Below are 20,332 nucleotides of genomic sequence, written 5' to 3'. Positions count from 1 at the left end.
CAAAAAAAGCAGTGTCAGGTCCCGCCCCTGACACTGCTTTTTTTCAGCTCCAACAACGCCACCAGCCTGCTCAGCCCCTACACTCCACATGCAAAGGGTTCGCCACTTCCGCATAACAGTAGCCACGCTCCTCCGTCGCGAGGCGCATCGAGGTCAACGCCTTGTGTTCAACCTGTGGCTGGAACAGCGCGGCCCGATCCAGCACCGCGTTGGCCTGCGTCTCAGGACAGGCCAGCAAGTCGCTGAACACCGCCTCGCTGATCTGCCGAATCTCGCGCCACAACTCCGCTTCCCGCAATTCGTAGCGTTTACACAAGAGCAGGATCATCTCCGCGAGATGGTTTTGGTACACGGTGTAGAACAACTTGTTCTGCATCTCGCGCACATCGTCGTTCAGCACGACCGACCCGGGTGCAAAGTCCACCGCCAGCCCTTGTTGCGCCAAGCGCTCTTGACAGATCCGCACCCCGCCCCAATCGCGGAACAACAGCCGCACAGGGCGTCCAGCGCGAAACACACCGACGCTGTTCTGCAAGTGGCCTTCTAACCCGATCCCGTACTTGACCATCAGCGTCAAAAAGCCCGGCAGCGCGATCTCGGCGTATTCGATCAAGAATCGTCGTGCGGCGGCTTGCAAGCGGGGGGCCGAACCCGGCTCAAGGTCCTGTTGCTGCATGTTCGTCTCTCCCAAAGACTCGGCATACGCTTCCACCAGTTCTTCCAATACGGTGCGCCAGCTGACCGGCGATTGCGCGTAATAGGCGGTTCCCACGATCGCCAACTCCCCGACGCGCACATGGCGACCGACATCCTCGCGCCAGACGGCGGTGAGGTTGCGGCTTTTCAACGTGCGCAACTCCGCGTCCGGCTCCGCGGCATCTGGTTCAAAGTACAAGCCCGCCACCTCGCAGAGCGGGACGAACGTCTGCGCCACCTGTGGCTCCCGACTCATCACCTCACGAATCAAACGGGTGAATCGCGGACCGTTATACGCTGTGTGGCGCGAGATCGATCGCACGGTGGACGTCATCTGGCTGTTCACCGCGACTTTGATCGCCAAGCGAGGCAATTGCTCGGTCACGACGGTGCGAAACGATGAGGTCGCCGCAGTCACCGTCTCCACATAGGGAAGCGGTACTACGACCCCTGCCGCCAGCTCCTGTCTGTAGAGATCGGGTAGCACCTGTTCGTACTGCCACGGGTGGACCGGGATCGCGAGAAACTCCTGCTCCACCAGCCCGAGCCGCTTCATCTCCCGTCTGACAGACTCCGCCACCCTGGGCAATTCGGCAAAAAGCGCCGCGTTCAGCTCCGCTTCCCCGTCGTCGAGATACGACCAACCGGCCCGCTCGCGATGCACGGCCACCCAGCGAATGTGTGGTCGTCCGCCAAACTCGGGCGCGTAGGCGAGCACATCGCGTGCCGACATGCCCATTTTGGTTTTGGCACCGGGGTGCAGGTTGTGTCCCTCCACACACAGTTGTTCAAAAAACAGCGCCGCATCGAAGTCCGCCTGCTCCCGCTGGACATGCTCCACCAGTTCTAAGGACGTTCGCACACCGAGCTGGGCAGCCATCGACTGCAAACGCTTGGCATCGTCTGCTGCATAGACCAGCGCGAGCGCGAGGTTCGCTGTCCCATTTTGCAACTCCCGCGCCAATCGCCCCCAGTCGTGCCGCACGTCGCCCACCTCGGCAAGTTCCAAGCGGTGCAAGAGCTGCAACAGTTCGACGGCATGTGTCAAAGGTCTGACCTTTGCTCCTTGGCGATGTACGAGTTCACCGCTGACCTCGAAGCGACGAAACGCAAACGTCCCTCCCACCGGGATCACCAACTCCTCGTTGGGGAGGCTGTCAAGCAAGATGTGCAGCGACGTTTTTTCATCCTCCCGAACGACACGCGCCCGCGAGAGCAACCCCAACACATCCTCGCGCAGGAGCGACTCCACCAACCGCCGCAGGATCGAGGCCCGCGCCGCTGGAAGTTGAGCGTGAAATTCCGCCACCCGTGCCGGATGCTCTGCTTGCAGAAACTCCAACACCCGCACCTCGTCCGCATCCAACTCCCCGCGGCTCAGGCGCTGTGACGCTTCGTACAATTCCTCCGCATAGAGAGCGATCGTCATACTGGCGCCCTCTCTACAGACTGCACATCTGCCAACGGGTTCGGCACCTGTGCAAAAGTATAGGAAGTCACGTCGCCGAGGATGCGCATCGTCGCCATCGCTTTCAAGTCGAGCGTCGAGGCGAACAGCGCCGCCTCATCCTCTGCCGCCTGCTGTCCGATCTCCGCGTCCTGTTTTAATTCCGCCCACACGCGTCTGCACACGTCGGCGACAGGTTGCCAGAGCTCTTTTTCCTCCACACCAAGGGCGCGAACGATGCTCAGGATCAACTCACCGAAGTGGTTTTGGAACACCGGGTAGTAAATTTTGTTGCGCATATCGTGTACATCGTCGATGATCGTCGCTGAACCGGGGTAGAATTCGGCCTGCAACCCAACGCGTGCGATCCGCTCCCGCAGGATGCGCACCCCGCCAAAGTCGCGCACGATCATTTGCGACGGCACCCCTTCGGAAAATACCGCGATGCTGTTCTGCAGATGCCCTTCCAGCGCGATCCCATAGCGGCTCATCAGCGTCAGGAAGCCGGGCACTGCCACCTCCGCATACTCGCTGAGAAACCCAACGCCCGCCGCGTGGAGGTCGGTCAGCCCACGCGTCACCGCAAACGCTTCGATCAACTCCGCCACGATCAACTTGCCGCTGACAGGTGACACCGCAAGCATCGCCGACCCTGGCATCGCCAGCTCGCCTGCCAAGAGATGCCGTTCCGGGTTCTCACGGAGGATCGCGGCGAGATTTTTCCCGAGGACTGGATCGTCGCCACCAGACGGACGGTAGTAGACGCCGACCTCCTCACGCAGGATTCGGAAGCGCCGAGCAAACCCTTGCTCACGGTCTTGGATCGTCTGCAACATCCGTGAGAGCAACGGGCCATTCTGTGCCGAGTTCGGGGAGACGGTGCGCACCGCCCCGGTGGTCTGGATGTTGACCGCCGTCTTGATGTGATGTCTCCACTCCCCCTGGCTCTGAACGGGAGCCAACGAGCGAAACGACATCAAGGCTTGTGTCGGAATCCGCACCTCTGGCAACGGCACGATCTCCTGCCTGGCCAGCGCCGCACCGTACAGCGCAGGCAAGGTATGATCATGTTGCCACGGGTGTACGGGGATCAGCTCGTACTCGGCGGCACGCAGACCCTTTTTCAGCAAAAGCTCCTCCACCCGCTCTTGCAGATCGGGGTGTTCCGCGTAGAGGAGACCGGACGGGGTCTTGTCGGCACAGGATGTGTAGCGACAGACGTCCTTGCGCACGGCGACCAGCACCACAGCGGGTGTCGCCCCCCACTCCGGCGAGTAGCGGAGCACGTCAGCTACCTCGAGCCCCATCTTGATTTTGGCCCCTGGATGCAACGGATGGCCTTCGACCACCGCCTGTTCAAAAAACGCCAGCGGGCTGAACGTCGCGTCCACCGCTTTCTGACACGCCGCGAACGCAAGCGAGTTCGAAACGCCGAGGGCCGCTGCTTGACCTGCAAGTTTTGCTCCGCTCACCTGTGCCCCCGCCAGTGCCAGCGCGAGGTTGGCGGCGGAGTTCTCCATCTCATGACGGAACCGGGCGAGGCGTTCACGACCGGCTGTGTCCTGCGCCACACCTTCGTCTCCCAGCAAGTCGACCAGTTGTGCCGGGTGCTCGATCTCCACAGGCTGCCCTGTGCTAGACAGCAACCAAACCGGCCCGGCCCCGAGATCAAAACGGCCCATCGAGTGCCGACGCGCCACGGGGATGCGGAGCGTTTTTCCCGCGCTCAGGGCGAGGCAGAGGACGTTCCCTGCCTCTGTCCAACGGCTGCGGATGCCCAGCCCGGCGATGTTCTCCCGCACGATGGCTTGCAACAAGCGATGCAGGATGCCACGCCGCCCGGCGGGAATCATCCGTTGGAACCCTTCCACCAACTCAGGACGCGCTGTGCGTATGTAGGACAAGATCTGTTGTTCTTCGATCATGAGTTCACCTCATCTTGGGGTCTTATCACAATTCTCAATTGAAAGGAGTTCAACGTCAAGCCTTCCCCGTATTCTACGCCCTGAAAATAAAAAGAGCCCTCCACGTCAAGGGCTCTTTTCAAGAGGATGTAAACGCCATCCGGCTGATCTCCGAGGTTTGAACAAGCTGAAAGCCTACGTCCAGATACAGCTCATACGCTCGCTTGTTGGTCGTGACAACGGTGAGCGTGACCGGGTCGGCTCCGCGTTCGAGCAGCCGGTTGACGGCAAACTGTGTGATGCGGCGGCCCATACCGCGCCCTTGGTGGGACGGGGCCACGAACAGGTCATCGATCTCCGCCGGGCCTTTGATCGCAAACGAGCCGATCAGTTCCTCCCCGGCTGTGAACACATAGATGAACTCCGCATGTTGCTCCACGAGACGGCGCGATTGTGGTGTGACCGACTCGGTCAGCGCATAGGGCTGGCAGTCGTTTTTCCGACGCAGATCGTAATACGCAGCGCTTAGAAGTTCGATGTATTGCGCAAAGTCCCGATCCTCATAGTGGCGTGCCGTCACATCTGGCTCCGGAAACGGGGGGCCGCTGTACTGCATCTGGTGCATGCTCAACCACCGTTCAAACCCCCGCTTCGCAAAAAAAGCGCGCGTGTCGCCCGCATCCAGTCGGTACTGGGCGGTGACGACATCCGAATCGGTGGCGAGCACAGCCGGCCACGCCTTGGCCCACAAGGCACGCCCGATGCCGCGCTTGCGTTGTTCCAAGGCGGTCAGGAGGAACAGTTCGCACGTTTTGCCCACCAGTGGGCTCCGGTGGGCGATGACGAGGGCACAGCCCTTGATCTCGCCTTTTTCCGAACAGACATAGCGTTCGCCTTGGGCGAGCAACTGCTGAATCTCCTGTGGGTGCATGTGCGGATCATTGCTTCGAACGAGTTGCACGACCGCGTCGTGGTCGCTGGCTCGGTACTGTCGAATCATGCGGTACTTCCTCCAAACAACGGGTTTTGCTTGTGCTCCTACGGTAGCACATTTTTGCCTGCATGTCCTGTGCAGTTTGCGGGCATTCTACGAAACGAGTACAGACCAATCCGGTGAAAGGTGGGGAATGCACATGCCGAACCACAAGGACATCTTCCGCAACAAGATCGACTTCGGTCACGAAGAGTTCGCCACCGAACTGTACAAGCCCGCTGGGAGACCGCGCCCGCGTGAATACAAGTCGCAGGCCGGTCAACAGCCGAAGTACAGTCTGACCCACAAGTCACGGAAACGCAATTTCCACGACAAGATCGGCCTGTAACAAGGCCCCACAACGGGTAACCCCGCGTCTCCCACGGAGACGCGGGGTTTTTTGTATCCCGTTTGGATCTCGTTTGGACTTGGATCTCGTTTAAATCTCGTGTACATCACCTTGGTACGCGACTAAGACTTCGCGCCCGAACGCTTCCTCCGCCTCGGCTTTGAGCAACGAGCGGTCGTAGTCCGGGTAGATGTGCGTCAAGCACAGGGTCTTCACGTGGCGGCGCTTGCCGATCTCGCCCACTTCCTTGGACGTCAGATGGCCGATGAAGTCCGGGCCTTTGTCCGCATGCAACCAAGACGCTTCACAGAGGAAAAAGTCGGCGCCCTCTGCAAACTGCTCCAACTCCTCCGACATCCCGGAGTCGCCGGAAAACACAAAGCGCTTGCCTTGGTACTCAGCCGATACCGCCAAGCACGGAATCGCGTGGACGGTGTTGGCGAAGGTGAACTTCATGCCGCACAGCGTGACTTCCGTTTGCGCATCGAGCGGCTCTGCGGTCACATGCCCATCCAACGGAAGCTCCGCAAAGTCTTTTGCCGGTTCCTTGTTGGCATAGATCGTCAAGGGTTCCTCACGGCGCTTGTGCAAGCGATGGATCATCACCGCATAGCGCAGCACCGGGATGTCAACCGTATGGTCGGCATGATGGTGGGTGACGATCACCGCGTCGATGTCCTTCACCTCCACATGCTTCAGCAGTTCGGATACGACGCCACTGCCACAGTCGATCAGGACATTGCCTTCCTCCGTCGACAGCAGGTAACCCGTGGTCGCTCCCCCTGGAGCTGGGTACGGGCCGGTCTCGCCCAAAATACGCAATTTCATCGTCATGACATGATCTCTCCCTTTTCTCGCTCTCTCATCACCTGATCCGCCAACACTTCCAAGCGCAAGACCGCCCGGTCGAGGTCATCAGCGTCGATGTTGAGCATTTCTGACTTGTAGCTGGTCAATTTGTGCAGGTATTTCGGATCGTAATACAGTTCCAGCAACTGCCCGCAGAACTGCGCATAGGCATGGCTTTCCAACAGCGCTTGCAGTTCGAGCAGCTGCACGCGCGGGATGCGCTTTTGAATCGATTGCAACGCATCGCCGAGCTCCTTTTTCAAAAGCGCGGGGTCGTGCTGGGCGAGGTAATCGTCCATCAGACGCTCGACCCGGTGTTCAAGTCCGGCTTCGACCAGCACGTGTACACCGTGGATCTTGTCCTGCTCCAACCATTGTGGCATCACCGAATGCCCGATGCGCCGACTCTCCGCTTCCATGAAGATCGGGCGCGATGGGTCAAACTCCCGCACCGACTCCCAGAGGAAGGAATCGAACATTTTCTGGTTGTTCGGTTTCCCCAACCCAATCCAGCCAAATACCGACCCGCGATGATTCGCCATCTGTTCCAAGTCGAGCACTTGGTGCCCGCGTTCCTTCAACATCAGCAACAACCGCGTCTTGCCCACGCCTGTCATCCCATGCAGGACGATCGGCGGGCTTGGTAGCCCCTTGTAGAGATCAAGTTGTTCCAACACCAACTGGCGATACGCTCGGTACCCGCCGCGCAGACGCTTGACCGGGTACTTCAACAACTGCATAAACGTACACGCCGCATAACTGCGCATGCCACCCCGCCAGCAGAACACCACGATCTCGCCCTGCTTCATCAGTGCTTCCATCTGCTCGACAATCTGCGGGATCTTCGGGGAGACCGTCAACATCGCCAAACGTCTGGCAGCTGCCGGGCTCTCTTGCTTGTACACCGTCCCGATGTAGGCACGCTCTTCATTGGTAAAAAGCGGGACGTTCACGCTGCCAGGGATCGAGCCTTCTGCAAATTCACCAGGTGAACGAACGTCGACCAAGATCCGACTTTGTACGTCATATAGTTCTTTGGCTTCAATCTCTTGAAATCCCATGTTCCATCTCCATTACCTGACAGATTCAGGTGTTTTTCCGACATCAGGGCTCGAATCCACGCGAATGATCTCATTTCCGTGGAAATGCTCCTGTCCATGTTCATGTTCCAACTCGATCACTTCCACCTCGTCACCGGTGTGCAGGCCGGCCGCATTGGCCTCGTCGGTGTCGAGATGGAAATCTAGTTTATACGTGGGGCTCACCCGCGCCGTGACATGTTCAAAAATCAACCCGCGCTCGCCCTTGGTCCGCAACGCCAACTCTTGCCCGTCTCGAACACCATACTTCCGGGCCTCGTCCAGCGAAAAGTGAACGTGTCGCTTCGCCACGATCACGCCCATTTGCAAGTCGAGTTGTCCCTGTGGCCCGATCACCGTCAAACCCGGTGTCCCCTCGATGTGCCCCGACTCGCGCACCGGGGCTTGCATGCCGAGTTTCAGCGCATCGGTTTGGGAAATTTCCAACTGCGTCTCCGGGCGCACTGGCCCGAGTACGCGAACCCGCTCGATCTTGCCACGCGGGCCTTGGACATCCACCGTCTCTTGTGCAGCGAACTGGCCCGGCTGCGACAGGTCTTTTTTCGGGTGCAATTGGGCACCTGCACCGAACAACACGGTGAGGTGCTCTTGACTCAAATGGATATGTCTCGCCGAAACACCGACCGGAATTTGCATCCAGTTCTCCTCCTCATTATAGCGAAGTCGGAAATACCTTTCAGTAGTTTTCCTCAAAAACAGAAAAGACCACCTGTTAGAAACAGGTGGTCGACACACATTTTGTCAAGCATCTAAACAACTAGTGCTGGTTTTGCAGGTAGGCGCTTTTCGCTTGCAACTGGCGCACGATGTCGAGCGGCACGTTCACAGAACCCAATTCCCCGCGATGTTCCGCTCCAGCGCCGTGGAAGTCCGAACCGCCCGTCGCCAGCAAGCCATGCTGGGCGGCGAGCGCTTGGTAATGCCGGCGCTTTTCCTCACTGTGATCCGGGTGGAACGCCTCCAACCCGATCAGACCTGCGGGCACCAAGCTGTCGAACAGGTAGTCTTTGTCCAGCAGACCTGGATGTGCGACGACCGGGACGCCACCCGCCGCGAGAATCACACGCACCGCTTCCTCCGGGGCGACTTTGATCCGTGCCACATAGCCCGGCTTGCCATACGTTAAGTATTTGTCGAACGCCTCAGGCATCGTCGAGACATAGCCTTTTTTCATCAACACGCGCGCGAAGTGTGGACGCCCGATCGCGCCCTGTGCCTCTGCTTGTACCTCTTCGCGGGTGATGTCGAGCCCGGCTTCTTGCAGGCGGGCGATCATTTTGTCCATCCGGTTGATGCGGTCGTCACGCATCATGCGGGTCAGACGCAACAACTCCGGGTGCTCTGGGTCATAGAAATAGCCGAGCACATGGACTTCCTTGCCTTCAAACACCGTGCTGAGTTCAATCCCAGGCACGACTTCCACGCCGAGTTCACGCCCGGTGGCCTCTGCTTCTGCAAGACCGTCCGTCGTGTCGTGATCGGTGATCGCAACGGCGGCGAGGCCGTTTTTTTTCGCCAACTCCACCAATTCGCGCGGTGCAAACGTACCGTCGCTGGCGGTCGTATGGGCATGCAGATCTGCGATTGCCATGTACACCTACTCCTAGTCCTTCAGGATACTTTCCAACACGCGCTTGAAGTTTCCACCACATATCTTGCGCGTAACGTCATCCCCGTATGCCTTGGTCAAGGCGTTGATCAGGCGGTAGTAATGCTCGCCATGCTCCATGTCGATCATCGTGGTCTCGATGCCGTCAAAGTCGGAACCAAAGCCGAGGTGATTCTCCCCGCCGAGCGTGAGGATATGATCGACGTGACGCATCAGATGTGCAATCGACGCTTCCCCGTTGCAGATGAACATCGGCACGAACGTCATGCCGACCAGACCGTTCGTTTTGAACAGAGCTCGAAGCTGGTCATCATCGAGGTTGCGGCGATGATCATGGATCGCCCGTGCGTTGGCATGCGAAGCGATCACTGGCGCTTGCACCAATTCCATCACATCCCAGAAACCGCGCGGGGCGAGGTGCGCAACATCGACGACCATGCCAAGCGAGTTCATCTCCTGCACCACTTGGCGGCCAAATGCCGTCAAGCCGCGATCTTCCGGCTCGCCAACACCGTCTGCAATGCAGTTGCCGTGGTTCCAAGTCAGCCCCATCGCACGAACGCCGAGTTTGTACATCATGCGCAGGATGCGGATGTCACCCTGTAGGCAGTCGCCACCCTCGATGGAGAGCAGGCCGGAACGAACGCCGCGGTCGAGGTTTTTGGAAAGGTCGACGCGGGACAACACAGGGCGGATGCCTTGGTTGCACACGCGTTCATAAAAGGTGTCGATCATGCCAAGGATCATCGTCAACTGTTCCTCAGGCGTGTATGGAGGTCCCGAGAACAGCACAAAAAACTGCAGGTCGATCCCCGCCTTGGCGATCCGATCATAGCTAAGATGCAAGGCGGAGTTCGGGTCGTGGAAGTCATGACCTTCCTTCTCCATCCGCCAGAGGATGTCGGCGTGACCGTCGATCAATAAGGTTTTTTCCATGAGTGGATCTCCTCCTTTTCTCTAGGAAACTTCGCTTTACAGAATAAAAAAACCTGCTTATCACGTGATAAACAGGCCTGTGCGCACTGAAAATGAGGTATGAGTGCCGTATCGCTTAACGAGGTTCTACGATCAATTTAATCGCAGTACGTTCTTCCCCGTCGATCATGATATCGGTAAATGCTGGAACGCAAATCAGATCCACACCACTGGGTGCCACAAATCCTCGAGCAATTGCAACTGCCTTTACTGCTTGGTTCAATGCGCCCGCCCCGATCGCCTGGATCTCAGCACGCCCTCGTTCCCGAAGGACTCCCGCAAGTGCGCCGGCTACAGAATTAGGATTGGATTTTGCTGAAACTTTTAATATATCCATTTGTTCGTACCTCCTTAAGGGTTGGATCGCTAGGACACTTTATCTATATTCGCCCTATGCAAAATTATTCCTTCTCTAAACGATCCAATTTTCTCAAAATTCGACCAGAAAGACCCAAAGGAGACAAACAAATGATTTACATGATAAAAGGACGATCGGGCGTAATCGAGATGCGTTCGATCTTCTGAGCACGACCTTGTTCGTTCAGGTCAATCACCGCCCCGTGCAGTTGTCCCGCCCCTTGTGCCACTTCAAAGCGGGTCGGCATCTGGGTGAGGAACCTCTGGAGCACGAGGTCTTTGGAGAACCCGATGATCGAATCATATGGACCACACATGCCGGCATCAGTCAGGTAGGCGGTACCACCTGGAAGGATTCGATCATCGGCAGTTTGCACATGAGTATGCGTGCCAACAACAGCGGAGACGCGACCGGCGAGGTAGTTGCCCATTGCGTACTTCTCCGAAGTGGTCTCGGCGTGCACATCGACAAAAATGTGCTTCGCCTTGGTCCCAATCTCCTCGAGAATCCGATCCATCGCGCGGAACGGATCATCGTAGTCGCTACCCATGAGGGCGCGGCCGAGGACGTTGACGATCGCTACTTGCACGGAACCGACCTTGCACAGCGTGTAGCCATGACCTGGCGTGCCCTCTGGGAAATTAGCCGGGCGCACGACGCGGCGGTCGATGTCGATGAAGGAAAGCGATTCCTTCTGATCCCAGACGTGGTTGCCCATCGTGAGGATGTCAACTTGCGCGTCAAAAAGCGCCTCCGCCAGTCGTGGTGTAATCCCGCGACCGTTGGGTGCGATGTTTTCCGCATTGGCGATGACGAGGTCTGGCTGGTAGTGATCAAACAATTTCGGCATCCATGTCTCCACCATCTGCTTGCCTGGATGTCCGACGATATCTCCTAGAAACAATATTCGCACGCTGTATGTTCCTCCGAACTATTTATTGTAAACAAAAACGCGGCCACCATCGCGGTACGCGACGATCGACTTTTCCTCACGCCACGTTTCCTTCGCGCCGAGGATCGATTCGATGATCTCCTCCTGGGCGTACAACTCCTCTTCTTGCAACGGGAGCGCTTCCGCTCCGATCATGCTGCCGTAGAACTCCACGAACAATTGCATAAGCAGCCGGACTTCCACGATGTTCAACGCTTCGACGCGTTGCTCATACACCAACACCGTCACACCGTCGAGCACCGTATGCTCAACGCGTCCCCGTGTCGGGAACTTGGGGTCGACCATTTGGCAAGCTTCGTGGTAGCTGTCGAGAAACTCGACAAACTCCGTTTGCCGTTCGGTTGCAATCTCGCCCTTGAGCAAGACGGTGAACGACAACGTCTTCGTAGCTTGGTTATACCGTAGAGATGACAGTTCCGGATAGCGAATCAAGAACGAAATCAACAGATTCGTGCCCGGAGATTCCTTCAAGCGAGGTTTCGCCACGAGATCAACACCTTTTTCACACATAATGAGTCTTGTGACCTATTCGCCTCTGTTTAGAGGAATTCCTGCAGGTAAATAGTAGGGGCTCTAGCAACAAAAAAATAAAGCAGCCAAAAGGCTACTTTATTTTGCGTATTCGACGGCTCGGGTCTCCCGGATGACCGTAACTTTGATTTGTCCAGGGTAATCGAGTTCACTCTCGATTTTCTTGGAAATTTCACGTGCCACGCGTACCGATTCTGCGTCATCAATCTGCTCAGGCTTCACGATGATACGTACTTCACGTCCAGCCTGAATTGCGTAGGACTTGTCCACGCCGTCAAACGATTCGGCAATTTCTTCCAATTTCTCCAGACGCTTGATGTAGATGTCAAGCGTTTCACGGCGCGCACCTGGGCGAGCAGCGGACAATGCGTCTGCAGCTGCGACCAACATCGAGATCGGTGACGTAAATTCAATGTCACCATGATGCGCACCAATCGCGTTTATGACAATCGGGTGCTCCTTGTACTTCTTGGCCAGGTCAACCCCGATCTCCACATGCGAACCTTCGACTTCATGAGTGATCGCCTTGCCGATGTCATGCAGCAGACCTGCACGCTTGGCAAGTTGAACATCCAGTCCCAACTCGGCTGCCATGAGGCCGGCGAGGTGTGAGACTTCGATCGAATGTTTGAGAACGTTCTGACCGTAGGAAGTGCGGTACTTGAGTCGGCCCAGAACTTTGATCAAGTCGGGGTGAATCCCATGTACACCCGTCTCGAAGGTGGCCTGTTCGCCTTCCTCGCGGATGCGATCGTCGATCTCGCGACGAGCCTTTTCCACCATCTCCTCGATACGAGCAGGGTGAATCCGACCGTCGGCGACCAATTTTTCCAGTGCCACACGTGCGATCTCGCGGCGTACCGGGTCAAACCCGGAGAGGATGACCGCTTCCGGCGTGTCGTCGATGATGAGGTCGATACCGGTCAAGGTTTCCAAAGCACGAATGTTGCGGCCTTCGCGACCGATGATGCGGCCCTTCATCTCGTCGTTCGGCAGTGCCACGACGGAGACGGTGGTCTCTGCGACATGGTCGGCTGCGCAACGCTGAATGGCCGTGGCGATGATTTCCTTCGCCTTCTTCTCAGCTTCGTCTTTCGCTTGATTCTCGATCTCCTTCATCATGATCGCTGCTTCATGACGGCACTCATTCTCGACGTTGGTCAGGATTAACTGACGTGCATCGTCACGACTGAGGCCGGAGATCCGTTCAAGTTCAGCCACTTGTTCACGAAGGTGTGACTCAGCACTATCCTTCATTTCTTCGATACTACGTTCTTTATTCGATAAGACTTCTCCGCGTTTCTCGATCTGCTCGGTTTTGCGGTCAAGCGTCTCCTCCTTTTGGAGGATCCGACGCTCGAGGCGCTGCACCTCGTTACGACGTTCGCGGATGTCTTTTTCAGCTTCGGAACGTAAACGGTGAACTTCTTCTTTCGCTTCCAACACTGCTTCTTTTTTCTTGGCTTCGGCTTCCTTCGCGGCATTGTCGACGATTTGCACCGCCTGCGCTTCCGCTGTGGCGATCTTGCCTTCCGCAATGTTGCGGCGCACCAGATAGCCGATAAAACCACCTACAAACAAGAAAATAAGAGACAATAGGATCATAACCAAATAATCCATCGAGGTGACGCCTCCTTGCCAGTCTATTATGATCTGAGCGAGGTGACGAGCGGTCTCGGTATGCGAAAGTTACAGTAGGGTGAGATTGAATCAAGCTGTTTATACGCAATTATAATTGTATCCGTTGTGTCAATCATTGTCAAGATTGGCGAGTTCGCGGAAACGGCGCATCGCCTCACTGATCACAGACCCGGAAAACCCACGTCGCGCCAAGTGATTTGACAACTTTTTGCGTTCTGCAGAGGTAAAATCGATTGATTTATGACCGACTTTCTTTTGCAGAAGTTGCACCGCCGCTTGAATCTCCGCATCGCCCTCCAGCTCCGTGGTGAGCGCCTCTTCGATGTCGGCGCGGGCAATTCCCTTTTGTTGCAGTTCCCAGCGCAGCATCGACTTGCCACGCGGGCGAAAACGCGTCCGGTTTTCTACCCACTGGCGGGCAAACTGACCGTCATCGAGGTAGCCTAACCCGTTCAACCAGTCGATCGTTCGCTCGACGACTTCCTCGTCAAAGAATTTGCCGAGCAGATAGTCGCGGATCTGCTTTGTTGTGCGCGACTTGGTGCCGAGGTATTTCGCCGCCAGATCGCGCGCTCGAAAGCCCTCCTCGTCCCGCCAAACTTCCTGCAGGAAGTCGACGGTGACTTCGAGGTCTTTTTTAAATCCATACTTGTAGGCGACTTCACGTCGAACCCCCATCAGGAATACATCGTCCACAAACATGCTCAGGCGGTCAGGGTTGCCCTTTTGCACGGTGAGCGAGGTGAGTTTACCTGCTTTGAAATCGGGGGGTTGACGCTCCTGTCGCTCGTCGAGTGCGTTCGCGGGTTCACGAGATGTAGCAGACTCTCGGCTGTCTGATGATTCGTCCTGTCCTGATAAATCGTCAGAGCCCCTGGAACGAACCCAGGAGCCCTTCTGATTGCGGTTGCCGCCGCGTTTCTTATATCCGTTCATCATGGGTAGGGTGCTGGCTTAAAACTCCAGCAGTTCCCCGTCCGCTTCTTGGTCAGCGAGCTCTTCATCCGATGCTGTGAAGGTTGCCGCGTCTACTTTGCCGAGGTTGTAGTAGTCGCGGATTTTGGACTCGATCTTGTGCGCGACCGCCGGGTGGTCTTTGAGGAACTGCTTGGCGTTCTCGCGGCCTTGGCCGAGGCGTTCGTCTTCGAAGGAGTACCACGCACCGGATTTGGCGACGATATCGTGCTCAGCACCCAAGTCGATGATCGTGCCTTCACGGGAGATGCCTTCGCCAAACACGATGTCGACATCCGCCTGACGGAACGGCGGCGCAACTTTGTTTTTGACGACCTTGATACGGGTACGGTTCCCGACGGTGTCGTTCCCTTGCTTGATCGCTTCGGCACGACGCACGTCGATGCGCACGGTGGAGTAGAACTTCAGCGCACGACCACCGGTCGTGGTTTCCGGGTTCCCGAACATGACGCCGACTTTTTCACGAATCTGGTTGATGAAGATCGCGATGGTTTTCGACTTGTTGATCGCACCCGCGAGCTTGCGCAGCGCTTGCGACATGAGACGAGCTTGCAGACCGACGTGCGAATCGCCCATATCGCCCTCGATCTCAGCTTTTGGAACCAGTGCGGCAACGGAGTCAACGACGACCATGTCGACCGCACCCGAGCGCACGAGCGCTTCTGCGATTTCCAACGCTTGCTCTCCGGTGTCCGGTTGCGAGATCAGCAGTTCGTCGATGTTGACGCCGAGCTTAGCCGCATAGGTCGGGTCGAGCGCGTGCTCCGCGTCGATGAACGCCGCCATGCCGCCATTGCGTTGCACAGAAGCAATCGCGTGGAGCGTGACGGTGGTTTTACCGGAGGATTCCGGACCGTAAACTTCGATGATTCGCCCGCGCGGGTAACCGCCGACTCCGAGCGCAATATCCAACGCCAACGAGCCGGATGATACCACTTCGATATTCATCGAAGACGCTGCTTCTCCGAGCTTCATGACGGAACCTTTCCCAAATTGCTTTTCGATCTGGCGCAATGCCATATCCAACGCCGCTTTGCGATCGTTTGCCAATGGTTACACTCCCCTTTATCTACACTCACGAAAGTACTAGCCATTCCCAAGCTACTAGTTTCGTGATGGTTTCTCCAATCCCTGCCCTTTTATTATATAATGATTCAAAATAAAAAGCAAACGTTTGTTCGCAAAAAAAGCCCCGGATTTTCACCGGGGCTTTTTTACCGTTGTAGCAAGTATTGGTTGAGCTTGCCGCCTGCTCGTTTCCAGACCTCGACGGCCGCTTTTGATTTGAAATCATAGCGGTACAAAGCGCGCGGACGGCTCTGGTCACCTTGCTTGTCCGTCTGCATCGGCTGGTCGGCGGCAGCGGCGGTGAAGTAGAACCCTCGCCCATCCGGAGCGTACTGCGGCTGTTTCAACTCGGCAACTCGTCCTTGTTCGACCAACACGGTGTGCGAATTACCAGTCCTCAGATCGGCGTGTACGATCGAATAGCGCATCCGTTCTTCATGCGGCCACTGCACCGCAGCGAACAGCGCATGCTGACCGTCCTCAGACAGCGAGACATCGAGCGGCTGCTTCTCCGACTCACCCACTTGCTGCCCTGCAGCCGCTCCCCCGTCCTTGTGCAACTGGAGTTTGTAGTGCGGTGGCTCCATCGGGGCTTCCATCTGGTGACCCTCCTCGACGTGCTCCTGCTCCTCCCGGAGCGAATACACCCACGCCAACAGATCACCCGACTTTGGATTGACGTCAAAACTCTGCACGCTGGTGTCGAACTCCTCCGGGCTCCAGACCTGTACGGTCCCTTTTTCGAGGTCATACGCGGCGACCTGCGCGTTCTGGTGGCCTTTTTGCAGCACGCGCAAGTAGAGACGGCGGTGCTTTTTGTCCAAGCGCAGGTTGTCGATGCGGACGAACTGCGTGGTCAGTTGACGGCGCGACTGGGTGCGGAGGTCCACTTCGTACAGCTGCAAGTGCTGTTCGGCATCGCGACCTGCTTCATATAGCCGCTTGCCATCTGCTGCCAACACCGCGGTCTGCCCCCCGCCCTGATCGGCGAGGTCGAGCAGCGATGCCTCGGCCGCCGGCGGCTGGAACTGTAAGTGGTGCACAGCCTCACGTTCATCGGTGAAGGCGATCAATAACGTCGGCTCCGCTTTTCCGAAGCCGCTGCACAGGAGCGCCACAAGCAAAACTCCTGCAACTCGAAGCCCAGAACGTTTCCACATCGTCGTGTCTCCTTAGGTGAGTGTTTTCCTGTAAGGTAACTCAACGGCAGGAATTACATACCTTTGCGGGCCACGGCGTAGGTCTTGTGACCGTCGGGGCCGATCTCCAAGCAATTCAGTTGGTTCCCAAACACACAACCGCCATCGATGCCGATGATTTTTTCGCCGTACCAGATGTCCGCGCAGGTTTCATCCGCGTGCAAGCGCGTCGTCGGCGTATGTCCGAACACCACAACCGCGTCTGCTTGGTGCGGCGTGAGATGAAACTCGCTGCGAATCCAACGGAACAAGTGCCGGGTCGTCGCGCGCCAGTCGGCGACCATCGGGTCGATGCCCGCATGGACGAAGAGATAACCGTCGATCTCATGGGTGTCGGGCAATGCCCGCAAAAACTCGATCTGCTCAGATCGAGTTTCCAAAATCAAGCTCCGTGCGGTGTCCAAGTCCTCGATCCCGCTGAAACTGCGGATCGTCTCGCGTCCGCCGACGACCTCCCACAAAAATCGCTCCGACCCCTCCACCTCATCGAGCCAGTCCAAAAACAAGTCCTCGTGGTTGCCACCCAACGCCACCGCTCCGTAGTCGCGCACCAACCCCATCACACGCTCCACGACACCGCGTGCGTTCGGGCCTCGGTCCACATAGTCGCCCAACAAAATCAACTGCTCGTTGTCAGGGTTGTAGTGGGCCACGCGCAGCAAGTCAGCAAATTCTGCGTCACAACCGTGGATATCGCTGATCACTTTATAGGTATTTGTATTGGTTATCATGGCTACAACTCCTTACAAAATTCAACAAATTCAGTTCAACAAAAAGGCTGTTGACGTATAGAATATGTCAACAGCCCTCCACTTGTCAGGTCGTAATCATTTATTTGCGAGAAGAACGTTCACGCGGGCGTGCCGGTTCGAGATTGACACGCGCCCCGTTCAGGCGGGATTTGCGCAACGCTTCGTAGACGAACGGTGCGGATTCCTCCTGCACTTCCACGAAGGTGAACTTTTCGAAGATATCGATCTTGCCGACCGCATTGCCCGGAATCCCGCACTCCTCCGAAATAAAGCGCACGAGTTCGGAAGGTCCAACCTTCGCCGAACGGCCGATGTTGACAAAGAAACGCACCATCCCCGGCGCTCCGCCGGTCTCACCGAAGTTGTAATCCTTCTCCGGTTGCTCGAAGTCTTCGCCACTGGCGATCTTCAATGCTGCCGATGCGAGATCGATCGGATCGAATTCGTCCATCAGGTTGGCGAGGATGGCACGGTAGGTCGCCAGTTTGCCTTCTTGCACCGTGCGCACGAGACGGTCACGCCAGACTTCCGCTTGGCGCTCCGCAACGTCAGCCAACGATGGAACATCACGTGCGGTCACTTTGGACTTCGTTTCTTTTTCGATCAACTTGAGCATTTTGAACTCCGGGGGTGTGACGAGCGTGAGCGCGAGGCCCTTTTTGCCGGCACGGCCCGTTCGTCCGATGCGGTGTACATAGGACTCTGGATCTTGCGGGACGTCGTAATTGATGACATGGGTGACGTTTTCGACGTCGATCCCACGCGCTGCCACGTCGGTTGCGATCAACAGTTGGATATCGTTGGTGCGGAACTTGCGCATGACGCGGTCGCGCTGTGCCTGCGAGAGGTCGCCGTGCAGTCCATCTGCGAGGTAACCGCGCGCCATCAGGGCGTCTGACAACTCGTCAACACCGCGCTTGGTGCGGCAAAAGATGATGCCGAGCTCGACTTCTTCACTGTCGACGATGCGGCACAAACTCTCCAGCTTGGTGCGCTCCAACACTTTGTAGAAAACTTGCTCGATCAGCGGGACGGACACTTCACCGCGGTTGATCGACACGCTTTCAGGGTCCCTCATGTATCGAGCGGACAAGCGCTTGACTTCGGGCGGCATCGTGGCGGAGAACAGCAGCGTCTGACGATCGGATGGCGTCTCACGCAGAATGGATTCGATATCCTCGATGAACCCCATGTCGAGCATTTCGTCCGCTTCGTCGAGCACGACGGTGCGGACTTTGTCGAGTTTGAGCGTGCCACGGCGCAGGTGGTCAAGCACGCGGCCAGGGGTTCCGATCACAACCTGCACGCCCTGTTGCAGGGCGCGAATCTGCGAGCCAATCGATTGGCCGCCGTAGATCGGAAGGGTTTTCACGCGTTTGTACTTGGCAATCTTGCGCATCTCACCTGCGACTTGGATCGCCAACTCGCGGGTCGGCGTCAAAATCAGCGCTTGCACCGGTTTGGTGGTGGTGACCAACTCGATAATCGGGATGCCAAAGGCGGCTGTCTTGCCGGTACCGGTCTGTGCTTGACCGATTAAATCGATACCTTCGAGCACTTTCGGGATGCATTGTACCTGAATCGGGGATGGTTCCTCATACCCCATGTCACTGATCGCTTGGTGCACTTTCTTGTTCAGATTCAGATCGGAAAAAGTCGTCATATAGGAGGAATCACCTTTCGTTTTGAATGCGTTGGATCAAGCTGTGCAGCGCGGTACGTGCGGCGCGCAGGCGAACTTGGGTGCGATCGCCAAACAAGCGGTGCTCGCCAACTGTCGTGCCGTCCGGTCCAGCGATGCCGATGTAAACCAGTCCGACCGGCTTTTCGGCTGTGCCGCCACCCGGTCCTGCGATGCCGGTGACCGAGACCGCCCAGTCCACACCCATCAGTTTACGCGCGCCTTCTGCCATCTGCTGCGCGGTCTGCTCAGAGACAGCGCCATGCTCGCGGAGCACTGCCGGGTCTACGCCGAGGACGCGCTCCTTGATCGTGTTGTCGTAGGCAACCACGCTACCATAGAAATACTCAGAGCTGCCTGGCAAGTCGGTCACCATCTGCCCGATCAGGCCACCGGTGCAACTTTCAGCTGTCACCATGCGCTGGCCCTTTTCCCGGAGCAGTTTGCCCGGTTTAACCTGCAAGGTTTCATCGTCCACACCGTAGATGTAGTGACCGATGCGCTCGCGAATCGCCGCTTCTACAGGCGCGATCAACGCCAGCGCTTCCGGTTCAGTCGCGGCACTTGCCGTCAGACGGATCGTGCAACCGCCCTCCGAAGCATAGGGCGCGACAGTCGGATTGGATTGCGCTTGGATGATGTCGAGGATCTTCAGCTCCAAGGCCGACTCGCCGATGTTAAACGTATGCAGGTAGCGCGATGCGAAGACTTGCTTGACCTCTCCTTGCACGCGCTGCAGAATCGGCAAGACCTTTTCCTGGTACATGCCTTTCAATTCCGCCGGTGGCCCTGGCAACAGGAAGTAGTGGACGCCGTCCGCTTCGATGTATTGGCCCGGTGCGGTGCCGCGCGGATTGTCGAGCACAGTGGCCCCTTCGATCACCAGTGCTTGCTGCTTGTTGTTCTCAGGCATCTCTCTGCCACGATATGTATAAAGGCTCCGAATATGTTCAACAATTTCGTCTGACAAAATCAGGGGTTTTCCGAGTGTGGAAGCGACCACTTGGCGAGTTAAGTCGTCTTCTGTCGGACCAAGTCCACCACAGAGGATGACGACATTTGCCCCTCTGTGCTTGGCTTGGTGCAGGACGTTCTGGGCTCTCTCCAAATTGTCGCCCACGACGGCATGGTGATATACAGCGATGCCAATCTCTGCCATGCGTTGCGAGAGGTATTGTGCGTTGGTATTGGCGATCTGCCCCATCAACAGCTCGGTGCCAACCGCGACCAGTTCCGCGTTCATCATCAATCTCTCCTCCTTAGAAAAAGAGTA

At 57.1% G+C, this 20,332-nt stretch carries 18 protein-coding genes and 1 pseudogene; 1 reads left to right on the top strand and 18 read right to left on the bottom strand.

Translation table 11 applies throughout. The features are described from left to right. Nucleotides 1-70: 70 nt before the first annotated feature. From C7459_RS04090 to C7459_RS04080, 3 genes are all read right to left on the bottom strand, one after another. Nucleotides 71-2,125: an IucA/IucC family protein gene (locus C7459_RS04090; protein WP_109686626.1), complete on the bottom strand. Its 2,055-nt coding sequence runs from the start codon at nt 2,123-2,125 to the stop codon at nt 71-73. Continuing rightward, a complete protein-coding gene (locus C7459_RS04085) occupies nt 2,122-4,068 on the bottom strand; it encodes an IucA/IucC family protein (protein WP_109686624.1) in 1,947 nt (648 codons plus the stop codon). Before C7459_RS04085 ends, C7459_RS04090 begins: the two co-directional genes overlap by 4 nt. Before the next feature lie 118 nt (nt 4,069-4,186). Further along, entirely contained in the window at nt 4,187-5,047 is an 861-nt protein-coding gene (locus C7459_RS04080) for a GNAT family N-acetyltransferase (RefSeq protein ID WP_109686622.1), read from the bottom strand. 133 nt (nt 5,048-5,180) lie between these two features. On the opposite strand from C7459_RS04080, the gene C7459_RS04075 reads away from it, so the two are divergent. After that, nucleotides 5,181-5,369, top strand: a complete 189-nt coding sequence (locus C7459_RS04075) for a hypothetical protein (RefSeq protein ID WP_109686620.1) — start codon at nt 5,181-5,183, stop codon at nt 5,367-5,369. 90 nt (nt 5,370-5,459) lie between these two features. Here the strand turns inward: C7459_RS04075 and C7459_RS04070 are convergent, their stop codons facing one another. The 15 genes and pseudogenes from C7459_RS04070 to C7459_RS04000 all read right to left on the bottom strand — a co-directional run bounded on the left by C7459_RS04070 (nt 5,460) and on the right by C7459_RS04000 (nt 20,305). Further along, nucleotides 5,460-6,203, bottom strand: a complete 744-nt coding sequence (locus C7459_RS04070) for an MBL fold metallo-hydrolase (RefSeq protein ID WP_109686618.1) — start codon at nt 6,201-6,203, stop codon at nt 5,460-5,462. Further along, a complete protein-coding gene (gene mnmH, locus C7459_RS04065; RefSeq protein ID WP_109686616.1) occupies nt 6,200-7,279 on the bottom strand; it encodes a tRNA 2-selenouridine(34) synthase MnmH in 1,080 nt (359 codons plus the stop codon). The genes C7459_RS04070 and mnmH overlap by 4 nt, the downstream gene beginning before the upstream one ends. 111 nt (nt 7,280-7,390) lie before the next feature. Beyond that, nucleotides 7,391-7,954, bottom strand: a pseudogene (gene pduL, locus C7459_RS04060) (phosphate propanoyltransferase); the annotation flags it as partial. A gap of 121 nt (nt 7,955-8,075) precedes the next feature. Then, the gene (locus C7459_RS04055; RefSeq protein WP_109686612.1) at nt 8,076-8,909 is read right to left on the bottom strand and encodes a PHP domain-containing protein; all 834 of its coding nucleotides are present in this window, start codon (nt 8,907-8,909) and stop codon (nt 8,076-8,078) included. Between the two features lie 12 nt (nt 8,910-8,921). Then, complete coding sequence (locus tag C7459_RS04050; protein ID WP_109686610.1) at nt 8,922-9,863, bottom strand: dipeptidase; 942 nt, start codon at nt 9,861-9,863, stop codon at nt 8,922-8,924. Between the two features lie 115 nt (nt 9,864-9,978). Next, nucleotides 9,979-10,239: a stage V sporulation protein SpoVS gene (gene spoVS, locus C7459_RS04045; RefSeq protein WP_109686608.1), complete on the bottom strand. Its 261-nt coding sequence runs from the start codon at nt 10,237-10,239 to the stop codon at nt 9,979-9,981. Between the two features lie 136 nt (nt 10,240-10,375). After that, nucleotides 10,376-11,173 (bottom strand): TIGR00282 family metallophosphoesterase, encoded by a 798-nt coding sequence (locus C7459_RS04040; protein ID WP_109686606.1) that lies wholly within the window; start codon nt 11,171-11,173, stop codon nt 10,376-10,378. Between the two features lie 18 nt (nt 11,174-11,191). Beyond that, complete coding sequence (locus tag C7459_RS04035; RefSeq protein ID WP_146200940.1) at nt 11,192-11,698, bottom strand: hypothetical protein; 507 nt, start codon at nt 11,696-11,698, stop codon at nt 11,192-11,194. 123 nt (nt 11,699-11,821) lie between these two features. Further along, nucleotides 11,822-13,363: a ribonuclease Y gene (gene rny, locus C7459_RS04030; RefSeq protein ID WP_109686602.1), complete on the bottom strand. Its 1,542-nt coding sequence runs from the start codon at nt 13,361-13,363 to the stop codon at nt 11,822-11,824. A gap of 129 nt (nt 13,364-13,492) precedes the next feature. Then, the gene (locus C7459_RS04025; RefSeq protein ID WP_109686600.1) at nt 13,493-14,323 is read right to left on the bottom strand and encodes a regulatory protein RecX; all 831 of its coding nucleotides are present in this window, start codon (nt 14,321-14,323) and stop codon (nt 13,493-13,495) included. Between the two features lie 15 nt (nt 14,324-14,338). After that, a complete protein-coding gene (recA, locus tag C7459_RS04020; protein ID WP_109687068.1) occupies nt 14,339-15,379 on the bottom strand; it encodes a recombinase RecA in 1,041 nt (346 codons plus the stop codon). Nucleotides 15,380-15,573: 194 nt separating this feature from the next. Further along, a complete protein-coding gene (locus C7459_RS04015; RefSeq protein ID WP_146200939.1) occupies nt 15,574-16,587 on the bottom strand; it encodes a hypothetical protein in 1,014 nt (337 codons plus the stop codon). A gap of 53 nt (nt 16,588-16,640) precedes the next feature. Further along, a complete protein-coding gene (locus C7459_RS04010; protein WP_109686596.1) occupies nt 16,641-17,357 on the bottom strand; it encodes a metallophosphoesterase family protein in 717 nt (238 codons plus the stop codon). 100 nt (nt 17,358-17,457) lie between these two features. Continuing rightward, on the bottom strand, nt 17,458-19,041 hold the full coding sequence (locus C7459_RS04005) for a DEAD/DEAH box helicase (protein WP_109686594.1): 1,584 nt from the start codon (nt 19,039-19,041) through the stop codon (nt 17,458-17,460). 10 nt (nt 19,042-19,051) lie between these two features. After that, nucleotides 19,052-20,305, bottom strand: a complete 1,254-nt coding sequence (locus C7459_RS04000) for a competence/damage-inducible protein A (protein WP_245884387.1) — start codon at nt 20,303-20,305, stop codon at nt 19,052-19,054. Between the last annotated feature and the right edge of the window lie 27 nt (nt 20,306-20,332).

This window comes from Tumebacillus permanentifrigoris, assembly GCF_003148565.1.
In the GTDB taxonomy this organism is placed as follows: domain Bacteria; phylum Bacillota; class Bacilli; order Tumebacillales; family Tumebacillaceae; genus Tumebacillus; species Tumebacillus permanentifrigoris.
This window is presented reverse-complemented; position numbering and strand designations above follow the sequence as displayed.